This is a genomic window from Arthrobacter sp. KNU40, assembly GCF_051515115.1.
Lineage (GTDB): Bacteria > Actinomycetota > Actinomycetes > Actinomycetales > Micrococcaceae > Arthrobacter.
In genome coordinates this window covers 4,418,537-4,436,303 of sequence record NZ_CP195850.1, presented here as the reverse complement: position 1 = coordinate 4,436,303, position 17,767 = coordinate 4,418,537, and the positions used below count along the sequence as shown (strand labels likewise).

General features: G+C 62.1%; 14 protein-coding genes and 1 pseudogene. 9 read left to right on the top strand and 6 right to left on the bottom strand.

From position 1 onward, the window contains the following. Positions 1-30: 30 nt before the first annotated feature. From ACSKT0_RS20620 to ACSKT0_RS20610, 3 genes are read left to right on the top strand one after another with little or no spacing between them, the layout of a single operon-like run. A complete protein-coding gene (locus tag ACSKT0_RS20620) occupies positions 31-2,649 on the top strand; it encodes a DUF3854 domain-containing protein (protein WP_437771386.1) in 2,619 nt (872 codons plus the stop codon). Then, positions 2,646-4,511, top strand: a complete 1,866-nt coding sequence (locus ACSKT0_RS20615; RefSeq protein WP_437771385.1) for a DNA polymerase — start codon at positions 2,646-2,648, stop codon at positions 4,509-4,511. Before ACSKT0_RS20620 ends, ACSKT0_RS20615 begins: the two co-directional genes overlap by 4 nt. Further along, complete coding sequence (locus tag ACSKT0_RS20610) at positions 4,508-4,819, top strand: hypothetical protein (protein ID WP_437771384.1); 312 nt, start codon at positions 4,508-4,510, stop codon at positions 4,817-4,819. Before ACSKT0_RS20615 ends, ACSKT0_RS20610 begins: the two co-directional genes overlap by 4 nt. Positions 4,820-4,854: 35 nt before the next feature. Here ACSKT0_RS20610 and ACSKT0_RS20605 read toward each other — a convergent pair whose 3' ends face one another. From ACSKT0_RS20605 to ACSKT0_RS20590, 4 genes are all read right to left on the bottom strand, one after another. Beyond that, entirely contained in the window at positions 4,855-5,061 is a 207-nt protein-coding gene (locus tag ACSKT0_RS20605; RefSeq protein WP_437771383.1) for a hypothetical protein, read from the bottom strand. A 98-nt stretch (positions 5,062-5,159) separates the two neighbouring features. After that, positions 5,160-5,444 (bottom strand): hypothetical protein, encoded by a 285-nt coding sequence (locus ACSKT0_RS20600; protein WP_437771382.1) that lies wholly within the window; start codon positions 5,442-5,444, stop codon positions 5,160-5,162. 184 nt (positions 5,445-5,628) lie between these two features. Continuing rightward, positions 5,629-6,933 (bottom strand): hypothetical protein, encoded by a 1,305-nt coding sequence (locus ACSKT0_RS20595; RefSeq protein WP_437771381.1) that lies wholly within the window; start codon positions 6,931-6,933, stop codon positions 5,629-5,631. A gap of 327 nt (positions 6,934-7,260) precedes the next feature. Next, on the bottom strand, positions 7,261-7,824 hold the full coding sequence (locus ACSKT0_RS20590; RefSeq protein WP_437771380.1) for a GNAT family N-acetyltransferase: 564 nt from the start codon (positions 7,822-7,824) through the stop codon (positions 7,261-7,263). Positions 7,825-7,954: 130 nt separating this feature from the next. On the opposite strand from ACSKT0_RS20590, the gene ACSKT0_RS20585 reads away from it, so the two are divergent. After that, on the top strand, positions 7,955-8,608 hold the full coding sequence (locus ACSKT0_RS20585; RefSeq protein WP_437771379.1) for a DUF6308 family protein: 654 nt from the start codon (positions 7,955-7,957) through the stop codon (positions 8,606-8,608). Between the two features lie 23 nt (positions 8,609-8,631). On the opposite strand, the gene ACSKT0_RS20580 is transcribed toward ACSKT0_RS20585, so the two are convergent. Both ACSKT0_RS20580 and ACSKT0_RS20575 read right to left on the bottom strand, forming a co-directional pair. Then, positions 8,632-8,994: a hypothetical protein gene (locus tag ACSKT0_RS20580; protein ID WP_437771378.1), complete on the bottom strand. Its 363-nt coding sequence runs from the start codon at positions 8,992-8,994 to the stop codon at positions 8,632-8,634. A gap of 408 nt (positions 8,995-9,402) precedes the next feature. Beyond that, positions 9,403-10,386: pseudogene (locus ACSKT0_RS20575) on the bottom strand (DinB/UmuC family translesion DNA polymerase); the annotation flags it as partial. A gap of 55 nt (positions 10,387-10,441) precedes the next feature. Between ACSKT0_RS20575 and ACSKT0_RS20570 the strand changes: the two are divergent. The 5 genes from ACSKT0_RS20570 to ACSKT0_RS20550 all read left to right on the top strand — a co-directional run bounded on the left by ACSKT0_RS20570 (position 10,442) and on the right by ACSKT0_RS20550 (position 17,177). Continuing rightward, positions 10,442-11,944: a site-specific integrase gene (locus ACSKT0_RS20570; protein WP_437771377.1), complete on the top strand. Its 1,503-nt coding sequence runs from the start codon at positions 10,442-10,444 to the stop codon at positions 11,942-11,944. After that, positions 11,941-13,773, top strand: a complete 1,833-nt coding sequence (locus ACSKT0_RS20565) for a hypothetical protein (RefSeq protein WP_437771376.1) — start codon at positions 11,941-11,943, stop codon at positions 13,771-13,773. Before ACSKT0_RS20570 ends, ACSKT0_RS20565 begins: the two co-directional genes overlap by 4 nt. Next, positions 13,770-15,875, top strand: a complete 2,106-nt coding sequence (locus ACSKT0_RS20560; RefSeq protein ID WP_437771375.1) for a hypothetical protein — start codon at positions 13,770-13,772, stop codon at positions 15,873-15,875. Before ACSKT0_RS20565 ends, ACSKT0_RS20560 begins: the two co-directional genes overlap by 4 nt. Beyond that, positions 15,875-16,306, top strand: coding sequence for a hypothetical protein (locus ACSKT0_RS20555; RefSeq protein WP_437771374.1), 432 nt, complete (start codon positions 15,875-15,877; stop codon positions 16,304-16,306). Before ACSKT0_RS20560 ends, ACSKT0_RS20555 begins: the two co-directional genes overlap by 1 nt. A 664-nt stretch (positions 16,307-16,970) precedes the next feature. After that, positions 16,971-17,177 (top strand): hypothetical protein, encoded by a 207-nt coding sequence (locus ACSKT0_RS20550; protein ID WP_437771373.1) that lies wholly within the window; start codon positions 16,971-16,973, stop codon positions 17,175-17,177. Positions 17,178-17,767 lie beyond the last annotated feature (590 nt).

The following is a 17,767-nucleotide window of genomic DNA, read 5'->3' as shown; positions in this document are numbered from 1 at the left end:
GCCCAGGGCCACGGAGGAAACAAGGTCCTCATGACTACTATAGACGACGTCCCCGACAGCACGGGGTCCAACAGCACTGACAACAAGGCAGCTGCAGCGCTCCCCGGCCACCCAGCTGGCTATCCAAATCTGGCTCCGGAGCACGCGCAGGAGCTGCACGACAGCGCAATCACTCCTGCGATCGCCGCCGACCAGGGAGTCCGCAGCGCTCACGTGCGCGATGATCTCCCGGCTTGGGCCAGATGGATCGCCGACAAGTACGGAAACGATGTATTTCCGTGCCTGGTGTACCCAATGGTCCACCCCGACGGCTCCGAGACCGGTCAGGTCAAACCGGCTCCGGGCAGCGTGAGGAATAAGAGTGGCGACGTCCGCAAGTACATCTCGCCAGGCAGGGCCGACAACCCGCCTCAGCTGCCCGTCCTCCGCGCCGTGCAGAACCCGGACGTCGTCCTCATCGTGGAAGGTGTCAAGCAAGCGCTGGCAGCTCTCTCATGGGGAGCAGAAACCTGGTCGATCTACCGCATCACGGGCATCTGGTCGTGGCGCGTCGCGGGCGACGGCGAGGATGACCCGGGTAGCCCGACGCCGCATCTGGCCCTCGTACAGGGCCGCAACGTCGTGATCGTGCCCGATGCTGACGCTAAGACCAACATCCGTGTATTCGACGGCGCGACCGCGCTCGGCGAAGCGTGCGAAGCATACGGAGCTTCAAGTGTGAAGTTCGCCCGCCTCCCTGGCGCTGGCAAGGACGGACTCGACGACCTGCTCGTCCGACTCCCCAACGACGATGCCCGGCGCAGAATGCTGTTGTCTTTGGTCACCAAGGCGCATGGCAGGCCCGCAGACCTCGACAAGCGCGAGCAGAAGGTGATGCGCAAGGCGCTCGACGAGAGACTTGCGGCAGAGCGTTCCGCGGCCCCTGTGACGGCACCGGAGGGCCGCACGCCCGTCGATGTCGGAGGGGACCAGCGGCAGGCTTCGATCGATCTGCTCGACGCGCTCGTTGAGCGCTCCGGCGGCGTGCTGGTGTTCCAGCGCGGCGACGAGCTCGTGCGCGTTCGGCGTGCGAAGGATGGCAAGGGTGCGGACGGCCCGCTGCGCGTGACCAGGCTCAGCCGGAGCGAACTGCGCCGCGAACTCCTGGATGTGGCATATCCGTACACTGTGCGCGCGAAAGGGCAGGCACCGGCCGTGATACCCGATAGCCTCATCGACATCGTCGCAGATCATTACGACAGGTTCCCGTGGCTGACCGCCATCACCCGCTCCCCACTCGTACTCGCCGACGGTACCGTCCTCACGAAGTCCGGGTACCACGCCGCAAGCGGCGTCTACCTCGATCTGACGCCCGACGTGCATGGCATCGAAGTGCCGGACCACCCGTCCGATGCCGACATCGTGACGGCTGTCTCGTTGATCCGCGACGACCTCTTCGCCATGGACGGGGCGGGCGGCTACGACGCATGGGCCTTCAAGTCCGAGGCAGACCAGACCAGCGCGATCGCCGGCCAAATTACCCCGGTCATCCGCGCCGTCGTCAGGAAGGTGCCGATGCTCTTGTTCGACGGTCTCCACCGTGGTGTGGGCAAGAACGGATGCCTCGATGTGATCCATCGGGTCGCCTTCGGAGCGCCGGCACCGATCCAGACGACTCCGAAGTCCGACGAGGAGATGGACAAGCGGATCACCGCCAAGCTCCTGGCGAGTGCCGACACGGTATGCCTCGACGAGGTGCAGGACGATGAGGGCTCACGCCTCGTCTCTAACGCGCTCGGCGCCGCGCTGACCTCGGAGATCTACGAGAGCCGCAAGCTCGGATCCTCAGAGATGCTGAGCCTGCCCCAGACGGCCAGCTGGTACGGCCTTGGTAATAACATCGAGGTTCCCGGAGACATGGTCCGCCGCGTCTACACGTGCCGGATGGCCTCCGACCGTGACGACCTCGAGACGCGCGATAATTTTCGTCACGACCTCGACACCTGGGTGCCCGAGCACCGCGCTGAACTGCTGCGCGCGGTGCTGGTGCTCGTACGGGCCTGGTACGCCCGGGGATGCCCCGCTGCCCCGCGGGCATTCGGATTCAAGTCCTTCACCGAGTGGCAGCATGTCGTCGGCGGCATCCTCCACCTTGCCGGCATCCGCGGATTCCTCTCAACGGTGCTCGAGGTTCGCGAGAGCGCGGACAGCGAGTTCGTCGACAATTCCGAGCACTGGGCCTGGGTTGAGTCGCTTTTCCCGGCTGGAAGCCGATTCGGAGCTTCTCAGGTCCTCGCACAGGCGAAGGCAGATCCGGACGCTCCGCCGCCCTACGGCAAGTCCTGGGAGGAGCTCGACGCCCGCAAGCTCTCGATGTACTACGGCCAGCACCCCCGATGGTATGACGGCCTTCGCCTGCGCGAGGACGGGAAATTGCATGGCAAGGGCAAGGCCTATGTCGTGGACCGGCTCCCCGCAGGTGTCGCAGCGCTGCCGGGTGCTCAACCGAACGCCGCTCGGACGTCCGCCACTCCGCGTCAGGCCGCGGGTGCCGCTCCTGGCGAGCTCATCGACTTCACCGGACGTGCTGGCTTTAAGCAGCAGGCTGCTCGGGCGATGCCGCCGATGAACGGCAAGACCATCGTAGAGCTCGATGGTGATGCCTCGTGAGCATCCTGTACCTGGACCTCGAAACCGCGGACGCGGATCGCATCTGGGACTACGGCCCCGGCTTTGTCCGCCTCGCGGGCTTCGCCGTCGGCGGTTCTGCGGTAGTCACGACCACCGACCTCGGCGCCTTGGTTGAGATGATAAGGCAGGCTGACCTCGTGGTCGGGCACAACCTGCTTGCCTTCGACCTGCCGGCACTCGAGCGATATCACGGCCTCGACCTAGCTGCTCTCGTACACGAGCACCGGGTGATCGACACGCTGCTGGCAGCACGGCAGAACGATCCCCCGCTGTCTGGTAAGGCCGACGCCCGGCGGTACAACCTTGATGCCTTGTGCCGGCGCGTCCTCGGCGAGGGCAAGGTCTCCGACGACTCCGCCTCGATGCTGCAGGTGCTCGCGCGTCACTTCGGCGGCTACGACCGGATTCCCGTCGACCACCCCGACTACGTGCGGTACCTCGTCCAGGACGTCGAGCTCGTGCGCGAGCTGTCCAAGCACCTTGTCGTCGACGACTACATCTGGCGGGAGCATCAGGTGATGTGGCGGCTCGGGCACATCTCCAAACACGGCTGGCGGGTTGACGTCGAGCGCGTCAAGGAGGTGCTCGCGGCCCAGGCGGCGCGTGTGCAACTGCACAAGGAGCACCTCCACGGGGCATACGGATTACCTCTCGAGGGAGCAAAGCCGCAAGCCACGAATGTCGGCAAGGCAGCACTCGAGCGGGCCTTCTCCGACCTCGGCGTCAAGCCGCCGCAAACCGCGAAGGGGAACCTCGCGACCGGTAAAGATGCGTTGGAGGCTCTCGAAGCGCAGCATCCGGACAACACCGGGCTACTCGAGCTGTGCAGCACGCTGCGCGCCTTCAATGGGGAACGTTCGTCTGCGCAGACGATCTTCGACCACACGGGACCTGACGGGCGCGTGCACCCGAGCGTCACCGCACCTCAGGCGTTCGGTCGATTCTCGGTCACGAAGCCCGGCCTCACGGTCCAGGGCAAGCGGGACCGCCGCAACCTGCTTGAGCGGGCACTGCTCCTTCCCGACGAGGGGCACGTCCTCATCACCGTCGACCTGTCCCAAGTCGACGCCCGCGCGATCGCAATGCATGCCCAGGACCCGGGCTATATAGCTGCAGTCGCACCGGGTACTGACCTTCACGACGAGATGGCTGCAGCGGTCTTCGGCGAGCATGGCTGGAACCGCACTGCGGGCCACCGCCACCCCCGGCGTGGCGACGCGAAGGCGATTACACATGCGACGTCGTATGGGATGGGCGCGAGCGGGCTGGCCGCGTACGCGGGGATCTCAGTCGACGAGGCTCAGCGGCAGCTCGCCACGCTCGACGCCCGGTTCCCCCGCCTCGCCGCGTTCAAGTCAGCGATCCGGGACCAGGCCCGCGGCCAGATCCTCGTAAATGCTTTCGGCCGTCGGATGCGTGTGCAGCCCGGCCGGGAATACACGCAAGCGCCGGCCGCGATGGGCCAGGGCACGGCCCGCGACCTCATGACCGAGGGCGTGCTGCGGCTCCCTGAGTGGCTGCTGCCGTGCCTGCGCGCGATCGTCCATGACGAGCTGGTCCTGTCGGTTCCCGAGAACCGGGCGGACGAGGCCGAAGAAGCAGTACTCAACGCTCTGCAGTTCTCCCACCAGATCGCGCTGGGTGCGACGCCCGTCCCCGTATTCGCTGAGAAGGGCGCCCGTGGGCGCGACTGGGCTGACTGCTACCGCGTGGAAAAGCCCGCCTGGCCGGAGGTCGCCCGTGACCACCGCGAGCTGAAGGCCTGTGACGACGACCGCTGCACGTGGCACAAGGCCGACGTCACCAACACCGATACCGAAACTAAGGAGATTGCCGGATGACGATCAAAAACCGAACCGCGGAAGAGCAGGAACGGTTTAGCAGCCACATGCGCCGCAACGACGTGCTGGAGTCGATACTTCTCGAATCCCTCCATGCCGAACCAGCGAGTCAAGAGGAAGTGAAGTGGTTCCTCGCAACTGCCCCGCCCGAGGTTTTCGTGCTGTTGGACGGCCTTCTGCCACTGCCCTTGCCGACGGGCCTCCGTGACGAGTCCTTACACGAGAACCGAACCGTCCAAGGCTTCGTCGGCGCTGCGATGGCGCGCAGGAAGCGTATGGTTTGTTGCTTAGAGCAGGACCGGCCCTAAGCAACAAACCATGCGGGCACTCGGGCAATCTGGAGTCAGAACTCGTCTGCAGGGATGTAGGTGCGGAGCAGCTTACTGAGCGCGTCGAAGGCTGCCCACACCTCTGAGAAGTCCTTTGAAACGGCGTGAGTGGACGTACGGAGCTGCTCACGGGCATTCTTCAGTTCGGCGGTCCGGGCTCCCGTTGTGAGCCTGTAAACAGTACCTGACACGGCTTTCCAATCTTCGCGGGCCTTGTCCATTTTGACTAGGCAACCTTCGAGAGCCTGCACCGTCCACTGAGCTTCTGTCTGTAGGTGCTTGGGCTCCAGCGAGAACAAAGCTTCATTGTGAAGGTGGCTCATGCGAAAACCGCCAGCGGGGTGATGGCGTGGCGGCTGGGCTTGGCGGCGGACGCCATGCACTTGATTGGCAAGGTTTCCCGCTTGCGTCCGAAGATCTCTGTCTGAGCGATGCAGTGGATCTCCAGGTTAGGGAGTCCCGCTGTGTCGAGCTGCTGACGATCGTTGGGGCGTCGCTTACCGTCGCCGGTTGTTTCCCATGCTGCTACGGGGTGCCGGTCAGCGGACCTGGTCAGTTCGAACAGTGAATTTTGGCTAAGCCAGAGAGTGGGGATGGTAGCCACTATGTGACTCCTTTCAAACGCTGTTGCCCAAAGGGCAGAAGCCACGGCGTGGCTTCTGCCCTTGAACATGCGTAGATCCAGCGCTCTTTTCGGCACCAATCGCAAAGTATGATGAACGTCACTAATTGCCGACGAGGCGTGAACTCATCGAGAACAGAGAACAGCCCGCGAAACACGCGCCAAGTCAACGAACCGTCGTTCTGTTAGCCCACTCTCCGAGCACGATCCGCTTTGAACGAACGTCACTCGCTTCCGAAACCCAGGGTTCGCCTGCGGAGTAAATCGCCCGTAATGCTTTCACCGCGACGTCTACTGCCTGTTCGGTGGCTTTCTGGCGATCTCTGTCCTTCACCTTCTGTCCATGAACGAGTTGACTCCGCACCGAGTATGTATTCCCAAGGGACGTCATCATCTTCGATCTAAGTTCAACGTTCTCTTCGAGAAGGATCGCGAGCGAAGAAGTTACTCGATTCACAGTCTCGAGCTTCGTTCCGACCAAGCTTTCCCAGCAGATCACAGCGTCGACCAAGCGATCGTCCGGGTCGTATCTCTCGTTGACGGCAGAGACCAGCCGACGAGCCGCGATATCAAGGTTTGGATTGTGGTTCGCGTCAAGGAGATTCGCCCAGTGCACGATCCCTTCAATGTCAGGCTCTCGGATCTCAATAGTCTCCTTGGGTATGCCGAACGGGCTGCCGCTCGAACCCCATCCCCCAAGGAACGGCACGATGCGGGTGGAGAATGTCAGGCTCGGAGCACGCACACGGCCGTCTTCGGAAGCCAATGCAAATGCCAACGGCACCAGGTGCCGAACCTCATGTTCATGGGCGTGAAACTCATCCTGCAGCATTAGCTCGCTTCGATCGCCATCACCCATCAATGGGGTCGTTTTGAGTTCTCCCACCAATACTGCGGTTGTTGGGTTGATTCGACCTCGTCTGGCCTCTTGGGCGACTCCCACCGGAACCCCACGAATGACACCCCATGGCGTGGCAATCTGCAAACCGTCTGGAACTGTAAGTCCGGCCAGGCCGTGAACTAGCTGAATCGTCACTGGTTCGCCGCGAATTGCGCGTTTCATCTCGGCAAGGCCTTCTAAGACCAATGAGCAAAACTCATCTTCAGTGGAGGGCGCCTCAATGTTCGCTCGGCGAAGTGCCGGAATAATGAGGGAAGAAGGCAAAGTCTCGCGTTGAACAATAGAGCCACCCCCTGGATACCGAAAAAAGGTTCCTAATTCAGTACCTGCCGACCACATCCGTTCAACGTCGCTATCGGCGTTCAACGCGTCGACAGCAGTCTGATACTGAGGCGAGTTCAGAACTACCGAAGTTACTCCTGAACTGACCTTGAGCAGTGGCTCATCCTCTGGGTCGTTCAGGTCCCAATAGGTAAGTGGCGGGTTTTGCATTGTCACGTAGGCCATCCGTGCCAACTCGCGAAGCGCAAGCTCAGACGCCCGACTACCTATTGACGCTTCAGTATCCATATTCAGCTCCCACAAGATCTTTGGCACAACGCTCTCAATCGTGTTGTCAACTGCACCCTAGCTTGTTGTCTACTCGGAAGCGTCTGCGCCCTGAGTTCCGTAGCCTGGCGGGGCCAGCGCCTGCTAGATACGGCGATCGAAACCGCAGTCTGCGAGGGTTGGAACGAATCAACCTGGACTGGGCGCGCACCAGCCGGCAGCCCATCGTCTCTGCGAGTTCGCGGACCTTGAGATCGAGGAATGGACTAGCACACGCTTGCGCCCAGATAGTTCGCGACTGGGGATCGCTTTGCGGCGCACGAGCACTGTCTCGTCGGAGCGCGGCCGTCAGTCAGCTTCCTGTGGGCGGTTGATCATCCAGGGGCTGTGACGCTCGCCTGGAGAGTACCCTAAATCGGACGGCCGGAAACGGCTGGCGGGAACACGCTGAATGTTCCCACCGATCGATTGCGCGAGCCGCTCATTCAACCTTTGGGCAGCGACGTTCTCGTCGAGGGTAGCCATCGCGATGTTGCGTTGCGGCTGCCACTCGGCGGCAGCGCTAAGTAGCGCGATCCCTACCCCTCGTCGCCGCACGAAGGGAACTACTGTAACCAGCTGAATGAACAGCGGATCCGAATTGGTTCGACCCGCGAGCACACAACAGAAGCCGACTGGACGATCAGCGATTTCTGCCAGCAAAACGAACTGCTGCCCGATCCTCGATACGTTGTCTTCGACAGAGTGAATGTTGGTTGACTCGCAGCTTGCCTGCATCCATCGCATCCAGCGACCGTCCCGCTCCGTCCGTTCCGCCTCGCGGATCAAAACCTTTGAAGGTGGCAATGCCTCGATCCCTTGATTCCACGTGGCGAACCCTGGTTCGTGGTACGGGGAGTAAGAATTGAACATACCCGAACACTAACAACGACGAATGGCCGCTCCGGGACCTGTCACTTCGCGCCACGCACGGCTCTGCGCAGGTAGCGTGTCTCGTGCAGCATCCGATCATTAAGGTGACCAAGCGCGTTCAAAGGAAAACATGGCGAAGAAAAAGAAGACGAAGCAAAGTTTGGCTTCCTTGAAGGCGTCAGCTTCGGAAAAACTCGATCGCTATACTTCCCGGACCCACGCGTATGCCTTCAATACTTACGATCAGCAGGGCAACGTAGACGCCCCGCTTTCCCCTTCAGATGTGCTGATGGCGAACCTTTTGAGTCTGAGACTCAGCGCTCTCGATGTAATCCCTTTGTTTACGGATGGCGACGGGCCTGCGCAACACCTAAGGAAAGCCATGGATCAAGCTCTGTTTGATCTGCGCGGTGCAGACCACTTTGAGTCGTTTGAGGACTTAACCGGGCTCGAGAAGGCAGTGGAAAGCTTAGCTACAGCAAACAGAGCCGCTCTAGAAGTCAAGGGGTGGACCGCCGTGACCGTGTCCAAAGTTCTTCATCGTCGCCGCCCGCACATTGTTCCCCTCATTGATTCGCGGGTTTACAGCTTTTACGGCACAAAGTATCCAAGCGAGGTCCGGGCGGCCCTCTGGGAGGACCTCCAAGCGAACGCCGACTGGCTGACCGATCTCGCCGCGACCAAGCAGACACCGGACGGGCGAAAGCTCTCACTTCTGCGCCTTGCCGACATCCTCATCTGGACCCCAGAACGGGAGAAAGAATTGGACGTATCACGGGCTTGATCGAGGGAGCTCAGACCATGGGCCTACCTCAAGGGCGGAAGCTCCATCTGGGCCAGCCTCTTCACGGCTTCGGGAGTCAGCCGTCCCCGTTCCTTGTCCAAGGCAACCCTCAACTGCGCGGCGAGAATGTTGCGGCGCACATGCAGGGCCATTTCTCTCCGTGACGCCGGATCTCTCCGCAGCTTCCCGCCCGGCGTTCTCAACGTGACGAAGGGTGACCGCAGCTGCGGGGGCGTTAGCTGCGCAAGTCGGACTACCGCTTCCGGCGTCTGTCGTCCCCGGACCTCGTCCAAGGCAACTCGGAGTTGGGCCGCAAGGATATCGCCGTGTATCCGTCGAATGGCTTCCTCCCTGGACGCTCTGGCTTCCAGGTCCGCATCAGACATTGCCTCACCCCTCTCCGCCGGTTGCGTCCATGATTGCAGAGAGTCCCATAGCCGCCAAGGGATTCGTGTCACCGGGGACGCCTCCGCCGCGGGGAAGCGAATCTGGATGGAAGCCCGCGGGCGGCGAGGAGGGCGGCACGAGGCTACAAACAAGACTCTCAGCACAGGGTTTCGCAGGGTCAAGACCACCGATATGCCGAGTTATAGGAAGTTATAGGAAGTTATAGGCGGTTATAGGGATTTTCCTATAGCCGCCTGAAACTCGGCATCTGGGCCGTCCGTGGGCGCATCTGCCTGATCGGACGGTAGTGGCATGAACACTGCCCAGGGCACCTTCGCCCCGGTGTTCTACACGACGGATGCATCAGGGAAGGGTTGCTGGAGTCGGTGATTCGGGGCAGCTGGGGTTCAAGCGGCTTTGACGAGGGGTAGTTCGTCCCAGTGGGTGGTGTATCGGGGTGAGAGCATGTCTCGTTTCATGGTCCAGTCCGGGCCGCCCTTGATGCCGGCGTGCCCGAGCCCGATGGAGCCTCTGCCGTATTTGCCGGCCACTTGTTCCAACAGCGGGCCGATTCCGCGTTCCTCGTGGACGTTTTCAAACAACTCCAACGGTTTTTGGTTCCCGCTAGGGCGCAGGTCGGTGACCATGATTCCGGCACGGACGTATTTCACGCCGTCGTTGATCCTGGGAATGAGGGCGTGGGCCGCTTTCGTGAGGATCACCGGGTCGGCGGTGGGCATCGGCAGCGCCACGCACACGGACGGATAGGACGTATCGCCGGGGCTGTAGTAGGACGTGCCGGCGAAGGCGGTCAGCACTTTGGCCTGCAGTTCGTGTTTGGCCAGCCGGGCGCTGGCCTGTTGCGCGTACACGCTCATGACCTGGCGAATGTCGGCCGCCGTCGTGATCGGCTTGGAGAAGGACCGGGAGAAGATCAGCTGGTCCCGTCCTATCCGTTCTTCCTCCATCGGGATGCAGGGCGTTCCCTGCAGCTCGAGGACAGTGCGCATCATCACCACCGAGAACTTGTCCCGGATCGCCACCGGATTCGCCTTGGACAGGTCAAGAATCGAGTAGATCCCCATCCCCGCCAGGCGTTTCGTGAGCCTGGTGGCCACGCCCCAGATCTCGCTCACGGACAGGCGGGACATGAGCGCTTCACGCTCGGCCACCGACACGGACTCCCACCGGCACACCCCCTCGAAGACCGGGTTGTGTTTGGCCCACTTGTTGCTGAGCTTTGCCAGGGTTTTCGTGGGGGCAATGCCCACGCAGACGGGCACCCCGACGTGCGTCCGGCAGGCGTCCTTCATGGCCCGCCCCAGGGCCAGCAGATCCTCCCCGGGGCCTTTGACGCCCAGGAAGCACTCATCGATGCTGTAGATTCTCACCTCCTCTCCTGCGTGTTGCCGATTGAGGTCCGTGGTGCTCGTCTAGGTTCTGGATATGGACGCGGTGGAAGCGAAGATCTGGTATCTCCATTTCGCGCAGGCAATGCCCCGGGACGATAGTGACCCCCTGCTTGCCCGCGCCATTGACGCGTTGTCTGGTATGGCCGGAAACACGGAGCGGGTGGGTCGGCCGTTCCTGCTCGATGGGCGCGGTGCCCCGCACCCATCGTTCAACGCATTTTTCGCGAGTCGGAGGATGCGCAATCGTGCTGCGTCCACGAATCGCAAGTATGCGTTCGCGTTGCGTGTCTGGTTGAACTTCCTGGAGCTGTGCGGCGTCTCCTGGGACGACGCCACGGACGACGACCTTTTCGACTACAAGTTTTGGCGCCGGACGGATGAAGCCAATCCCAGGCGCGTCGCAGGGTCGACGTGGCGTGATGATCTGTCGGCGATTTCCGCATTCAATGATTGGACCGAGCGGCTGCAGGGAGCCCCCACGCCTGGTGGCACACGAACTTGGGGCCCTCGTCTGGACTTTGCAGGTAGTCGCGGCCGGGCGGGGGCGTCACGGGTCAGGTCTGCCGATGTGAAGTGGTTCTCTCCGGGCGCGTACAGGCGCTGGCGCGACGTGGGTATTCTCGGGATCGCCCCCGACGGGAGGGAGCGGACGCGATGGAGGCCGCGGTCCCAGACACGCGACGCTGCCTTCGTCGACGGTCTCTACGGCACCGGGCTGCGCATCCAGGAGTGGTCGAGCGTTCTCGTCAACGAACTGAGACAGCCCGACGGGGACCATAACTACGTCACTCTCCAGCTCGCGGATGCATGCGCGAAAGGCGGGCGCGGTCATCCTTATTGGGCCAAGCGTGATGTCCTCAACAGCGTCAGCAACTACATCGAGACCGATCGCGCCGCCTCGATCCGCCAGGCACAGTCCCTGGGAACGTATGAGCAGCTGCCCGGTCTTCGCATCATCCGCGAGATCCGGGACGACTCGCTGTTGACTCTGGCACTGCCAGAACGCCCGTCAACGACGCTGAAGCTGAATGATCTGTCACCCGAGCAACGAGCGACCCTCTTCACCAGGACGAATGAGGGACTCGTTCCGCTGGCCCTGTGGCTGAATGAGGACGGCCTCCCTCGTCGGAAACGGAGTTGGTACACGGCCTTCGAGCGGGCGAACAAGCGGGTGGAGAAGGCCGGTATCGACCGGCTGAAGTGCCACCCCCATGTGCTTCGCCACAGCTTCGCGCTGCGCTGGTACGCCGTCGGCCGGCTTGTCTGGGAACGACGAGCACCCGGCCTTAGCCCCGGGCAGGCCCTCGACTTCCGGGAACAGTTCGGCGACACCTGGTCTCTGGTGCAGACAATGCTCGGCCACTCAAACGTGAATACGACAAAGGACACTTACTTGGAACCGTTCCGTGGCCTTGATGTGAAGCTGCTGCTCGAACATGGAGTGAATGAACTGCAGGCGGAGACTTTGTTGGACGTGCTCCGTTCCAATCCCCGGGTTCGCGTTGAAGACGACATGCAGTTCGGGGGAGAGCGATGAGAGGGGCTGCCCTTCCTCAGCCCGGTTACACGTCTCCGGTCAACCATTTTTCGTCGCCCGGGCACAACATCGTCCGCGTCTATCCCGAGGCTGAACCCGGGTTCAAGGACTTCCCGTTCCATTCCTTGAATGTGGCCCCTGAGCTACAGGCCGCCTTCGCGGAAGGCTTCGCCCGGGCAACCGGGCCTTCCGGGACTCGTCGAACGATCGCCTCGGCCCAGAATCTGTTCTCGGGAATCAGGATCTTCGTGAAGTCGGTTGCGTCCGGGCCCAGGTCGCCCGGCCGCCTCGCAGATCTTCGCCCATCGCACCTCGCGGAGCTGCGCATGCGGCACACGCGGGCAGGAAACAGTGCGCTCATCGCGCTTCGTGTCGCCCTGCGTGGGAACCCGGACCTGCCGGTGCCTTTCAGAAACGCGCTGTTCACCCCTCTGACCAAGCCGGCACCATCGACCACGGCCGCGTCATACACACCGACGGAATTCCGGGCAATACACCGGGCGGCACGGTCCGATGTCCGCACAATGGTGACACGGATCCGGGCGGGAGAAGAAGAGCTCAAGGCATGGCGTGCCGAACAAGAACAACGCTCCACAGACTCGACCCCGCAACGGCTGAAACAAAGCCGGGGAAGCGTGCTGAACCACATCGCCCTGGTAGGCGACATTCCCAGAAACTCCTCCGGTAGACCCCGCGGAAAAGGCCTCGCTAAGGACGCGTGGAGCTTGTTCTATTCGCTCTTCCCGACCTCATCCGACATGGCCGCGATGGTCATCCTGTTCCAGTGCCTGACCGGGGAGAACCTGACCACCATTTGCAACCTGACAGCCCGGTACAGCCGCGCCGATGCCTCCCTCGACGGAGAGACCCAGGTGCTGATCACCCGGGGCTCCAAAGCCCGACGTGGACCCAACAAGGCGGAAATGGACCTGACATTCACCGCAATTCCTGAATGGATACAGGCATCCGAGCGCAAGGGCGAGAACGATGACTATGCATCCGCTTTCGGTCTCTACATCATCGCCGAGAAGTTGTGCCGACGCGCCCGCGAGTTCGCATCCAGCAAAGCTTTGCTGGTCGGCCATTCACCCCACCGGCTTGAGACGTCTGTCAACGGCACAGGCTTTCGTCCCGTCCCCCACAACTGCACGAGGCGATGGGAAGGGTGGACTGTCAGCGACGGAAATCCGCAGCTCGTGGACAGCAGGCGGCTCAGGCGAACCTTCCTGGAACTTCATCAACGCCCCGTGGCACAGACCACGGACACCTTGGCAAACACCTACCTGCTCCGCGATGCGGGCTCGCTCGCCGCCAACCAGGAGGTCGTACAGCACGTCCTGGAAGGCGAAGTCGAACGGATCCAGACAGCGACCGCAGCGGCCGTGTTGACCGAGCACGACATTGCCCAGGCAGCCGCCGACCACGAAGGCGTCGCCAAGCGTTTCGGAATCACGGGCGAGAAACTCCAATCCATCCTGGAAGGGCGGCTCGATACCGTGGCGACCGCCTGCGTCGACAACGAGCACGGACCCGTCACCGAGCCCGGGCAGCCATGCACGGCGTCTTTTCTGCTCTGTCTGGGCTGCCCCAACGCACGCTCCGAGCCACGGCACATCCCCGTCCAGGCCCTCATGCGCCAGCAAATCGAACGGCGCCGCGAGGAACTCACCCCCGACGGCTGGAAGCAGTTCTACGGCACCGCTGCCGAACAACTCGATGACCTACTCAAACAACAGCGGGCCGACGTCGCAGCGGCCGCATCCCAAGCGACGGATGAGGACTCCACCCTCATCGAGGCGCTCCTCGACGGAAGGCTCGATCTCCGATGACCCAACAGGCAGCAGCATCCAGTGATCACCTCATCGGGGACAACCCGCTGGCACTGACAAACCGCCCGGTCCGGCCCGACGCCGATGCCTCCCGGCTGTCCCGGTTTGATGACGACCGATGGGACCTGACCCCGGGCATTTTCGAGGACCACAGCACCAAAACCAGCCTGAACTTCGAGGTCTTTCCGGTCAGGTGGCGGATGGAAGTCAAGGAATACTTCTGGCTTCTCATCAACGACGAGACAATCCGTCCCCTTCCGGCCGCGCAGCTGGACAAACGCCTGTCACTGCGGACAATCAGCTTCGCGAGCACCCCGCTGTCAAGGGTCCTGGCCTGGGCCGAAGAACACGGCATAACCTCCCTGAACGAGCTTTCCCCGGCCAGACTCGATCTCATGCTGGCCGACATCGCAGACTTGGACCTCAGCAAGGGCGCCAAGGGAATGATGATCAGCGAGACCCGCCGGTTGTGGGCTTATCGCGAGGTCGTCCCGGAGATACTTCGCATGCCCGAACCCCAGCCCTGGCTCGGGGAGCTCACACGGGATTTGTTCGCCGAAGCCCCCCAGCGTCCCGGGAACCGCACACCCCGGATCGGCGACGAAACCCTCGTACCGCTCATCAGCTGGGCCATGAGATTCATCGATGACCTCTCGGCAGACATCACCACGTCATTTCATGAATACTGCCTCCTGCTCCAGCAAGAGGACCGGTTCCGCCCACCAGGCGTAGGAAGAAGCACCCCGGGCGGGAGGCGCCAGGAAAGACTCAAACGCGTCCTTGACCAGTTCCGCCGCGACGGGACAAAGCTCCCCGGACGCACTCTCCCGGACGGCAGCCGCGGAATCCGGTGGCAGCACCTCGGACGCCTCACCCACACGCTGGGGGGTTTGCACGCCCGGTGCGACCAAGACTTGATCCGCCAATCCGGCCTGGAAATAGATGACGACACCTACCTCTCAACACCCTGCAAGGGAACCATCAACGGCCAACTCTGGCGATCAAAACCCATCGCCTTCGACCACGCCGCCAACCTCGCCCAACACCTCGTCACCGCGTGCTTCATCCTTATTGCCTACCTCTCCGGCATGCGCCCAGGCGAAGTCCTCAGCCTTAAGCGCGACTGCGTCGCCCACGACAAATCCACCGGACGCTGGACAGTAACCGGCCTCCGCTGGAAAGGCGCCACAGACAACGACGGCGCCAAAGCGGTCGAAGGCGAGCAACGGGATCTTCCCTGGGTGGTCCACCCCATAGTCGCCCGGGCGGTCGACGTCCTGACCCGGCTGCACCCCGGAACTCTCCTCTTCCCGGTAAGCATCCGGCCAAAGCCCCTGCGCGGCCCGGCCGCCCCGACCAACCTGAGACCGGGCACAGCCATGACGACATCCCAGGTCGGAACCGACATCGTCGAGTTCATCGACTGGGCCAACACATACTGCACCGAAAACGGCAGGCCCGACCACATCCCCTCCGACAAACAAGGCCGGGTCAGCCCGCGCCGCTTCCGCAGAACGCTCGCCTGGCACATCGTGCGTCAACCACGCGGACTTGTCGCCGCGGCCATCCAGTACGGGCACGTTTCCACCCATATCACCCAGGGCTACGCAGGAACCTACGCCTCAGGGTTCCTGGACGACCTCGCGCTCGAACAATGGCTGGAACGCATCGAAAACGTCGACGAACTCGAAACCTACCTCGACTCCGGCGGCCATGTCAGTGGACCATCGGCGACCGAACTTGAATCCAAGACCCGCCATGCCCAGGCGAAATTCAGTGGCCGGACCATGCCCACGGTCCGGCAGGCGCACAAGCTCCTCCAAGACCCCACTCTCCAGGTCTTCAAAAGCCGGGGCATGCACTGCGTCTTCAACAAAGCCACCGCGCTATGCACCAAGGAATCCGAGAACGGTCCTTCCCTAGGGGAATGCCGCAGCGCCTGCTCCAACATCGCCCGGACAGATCAGGACATTGCCGAATTACGGGTCGAGATCAACGCCCTGCCCGAGGACCCGCTCGCGCCCGCAATCAGAAACCACCGAATCGCGCTCGTCAAAGAAACCATGGCCAGAGCCATCAAACACCACGAGGAGGCTCGGTAATGACCACAACTGAAGCCGAATCCATCCGCAGCGCCCTCCAACAGGCCAAGGACGACCTCCTGGAAGGCCGCGTCCCTGGCCCGCTGACCAGCACCCGGCTCGTTGAACTCGCCGGAGTCAAACGGCACCGCCTCACCCACGACAACCCCGACATAAACGAGGAGTTCCAGCGCCGCGCACGCGCACTGAACCGCACCAAACCCGAGGTCGACCGGCTCCGCGCCAACCTCGACGCCGAACAGCAACGAAACAAGCGGCTCGTCACCGAACGGGACACGCTCGACCAGCGCCTCAAGGCCTACGCCACCGCCATGCTCGGTCTGCTTGAGGAACGCGACAAACTCCTTGAAGCCCTCAGCACCAGCAACAATGTCACAGCGCTCCCGAACCGCCAATTGGCGCTGCCCGCGGTCAAGGCAACGGATCCCTAATCCCTCGGACCGCCCGCCTTGTCTGTTAGCGCCTAAACATGCAAACAGTGGCTGCCATGACTTGAAGTCGCGCTGGTCATTTGGTGCTTCGTCAGGATCACTCGTCGAAGCGGGCAGCGGGACCACCGCGGACGGGAAAGGCTTTGTCATAGGCGCTGCAGAAAATCGTCCCGGTCAAGAGTCGTGGGAATTTTCACTTTCTGCTGGCGCTGCTTTCATCCTTTCGAAACTGCCTCTCGAAAGAGGATCTCCCTATTCCAGCCCAGGTACGGTACTGTTCGCATCACTTCATGCCGCCGAGCGGCGGTCCGACGGACTGGGGGAACAGTTGAAGAAGACCTCTATCGCACCTGCCACTTTGCTTATGGGCTTGCTGCTCAGTGGATGTACGTCGCCGCAGGCTGTGCAGCAGCCTCCTGCGGCGCTGCTGTCTACGGGGGCGGCATCCGTGCACCCGACCGCAGCAGGTGCCACATCTGCCGCCCCGGCCCCGTCGCCTTCAGCGAAACCCAAGAGCGGAGACGGACTACCCAATGGCCTTCCGCCCGGTAGTCCAACGGCTCCCGGCCCGGTTCCTTCGTTCTTGGTCGGTACTGGCTCCTCAACCAAGGCGAAAAAAGCGGGTCGCTGGCTGACGACGAAAAGCAACCCATATTTCGGCAAGATGAGCACCATCCAGGCTGAAGCCGCAGCGAAGAAGGACGCGGCTAAACAGCTCACCAACGCCGGCTTTGTCCACGTCCCCAACGATCAGCGCAACACTTACATCAACCACGACTATTACGTTGACTTCCGGGTCGCGGCTGACATGGTGTCGTACGAAGTCGGCCCGGTTTCGCTGCTCCCCGCAAGCCATCCGGCGAAGCCTTAGCCGCGGCTCAGGGCCTCGAACAATTTTGAACCCGTCCATGAGCGGGCCTGGATTCGATACCGCGCGGACTCCGGGCCACACTGGACATTCCTTCACGACCCGCAGGAACAGTCTGCGAAATGGGCCCGGAATCAAGCTCGCGTTTTGACAACTGTGGCGCGTATGCAGGCGAGTTGTATATGTCAGTGATGAGTCTCTTCCGACAACTGGTTGCTTCCACCGACTAGGGGACATTTGTCGCAGTCGGTCGATGTCAGGGCTGAAAACGAAGACATGCGGCCTGGCTCAACAACCGCAAACGATAATGATTTCCCGGGGCAATTGTATTTGCAAAATTTGGATATACCGGGAAACTCTCCGGGTTGCTCAAAGTCGGCCAATGACCATCCTCACCCTGAAGAGAAACATGAGGCCCCGAACAGGGTTGTGGCAAACGAAGGATTTGGCAACTTCCAATCTATGGACAAAAGGGTGCCATTCTGAAATGCTGCGATCCTCTAACTCATAAATATGGGGGCAGCGTGTCTGGTTTGGGGCTATTTCGCGTGCGCAATCTGGGAATGTTTGTCGTTTTGGCAACCCTCCTGCTC

Bases quoted from the DNA above. Each gene is read 5' to 3' on its own strand.
- ACSKT0_RS20620 (WP_437771386.1), top strand. From the start codon at position 31: ATGACTACTATAGACGACGTCCCCGACAGCACGGGGTCCAACAGCACT.
- ACSKT0_RS20560 (WP_437771375.1), top strand. From the start codon at position 13,770: ATGACCCAACAGGCAGCAGCATCCAGTGATCACCTCATCGGGGACAAC.
- ACSKT0_RS20555 (WP_437771374.1), top strand. From the start codon at position 15,875: ATGACCACAACTGAAGCCGAATCCATCCGCAGCGCCCTCCAACAGGCC.
- ACSKT0_RS20570 (WP_437771377.1), top strand. From the start codon at position 10,442: ATGGACGCGGTGGAAGCGAAGATCTGGTATCTCCATTTCGCGCAGGCA.
- ACSKT0_RS20610 (WP_437771384.1), top strand. From the start codon at position 4,508: ATGACGATCAAAAACCGAACCGCGGAAGAGCAGGAACGGTTTAGCAGC.
- ACSKT0_RS20590 (WP_437771380.1), bottom strand. From the start codon at position 7,824: ATGTTCAATTCTTACTCCCCGTACCACGAACCAGGGTTCGCCACGTGG.
- ACSKT0_RS20580 (WP_437771378.1), bottom strand. From the start codon at position 8,994: ATGTCTGATGCGGACCTGGAAGCCAGAGCGTCCAGGGAGGAAGCCATT.
- ACSKT0_RS20595 (WP_437771381.1), bottom strand. From the start codon at position 6,933: ATGGATACTGAAGCGTCAATAGGTAGTCGGGCGTCTGAGCTTGCGCTT.
- ACSKT0_RS20585 (WP_437771379.1), top strand. From the start codon at position 7,955: ATGGCGAAGAAAAAGAAGACGAAGCAAAGTTTGGCTTCCTTGAAGGCG.
- ACSKT0_RS20605 (WP_437771383.1), bottom strand. From the start codon at position 5,061: ATGGACAAGGCCCGCGAAGATTGGAAAGCCGTGTCAGGTACTGTTTAC.
- ACSKT0_RS20565 (WP_437771376.1), top strand. From the start codon at position 11,941: ATGAGAGGGGCTGCCCTTCCTCAGCCCGGTTACACGTCTCCGGTCAAC.
- ACSKT0_RS20550 (WP_437771373.1), top strand. From the start codon at position 16,971: ATGAGCACCATCCAGGCTGAAGCCGCAGCGAAGAAGGACGCGGCTAAA.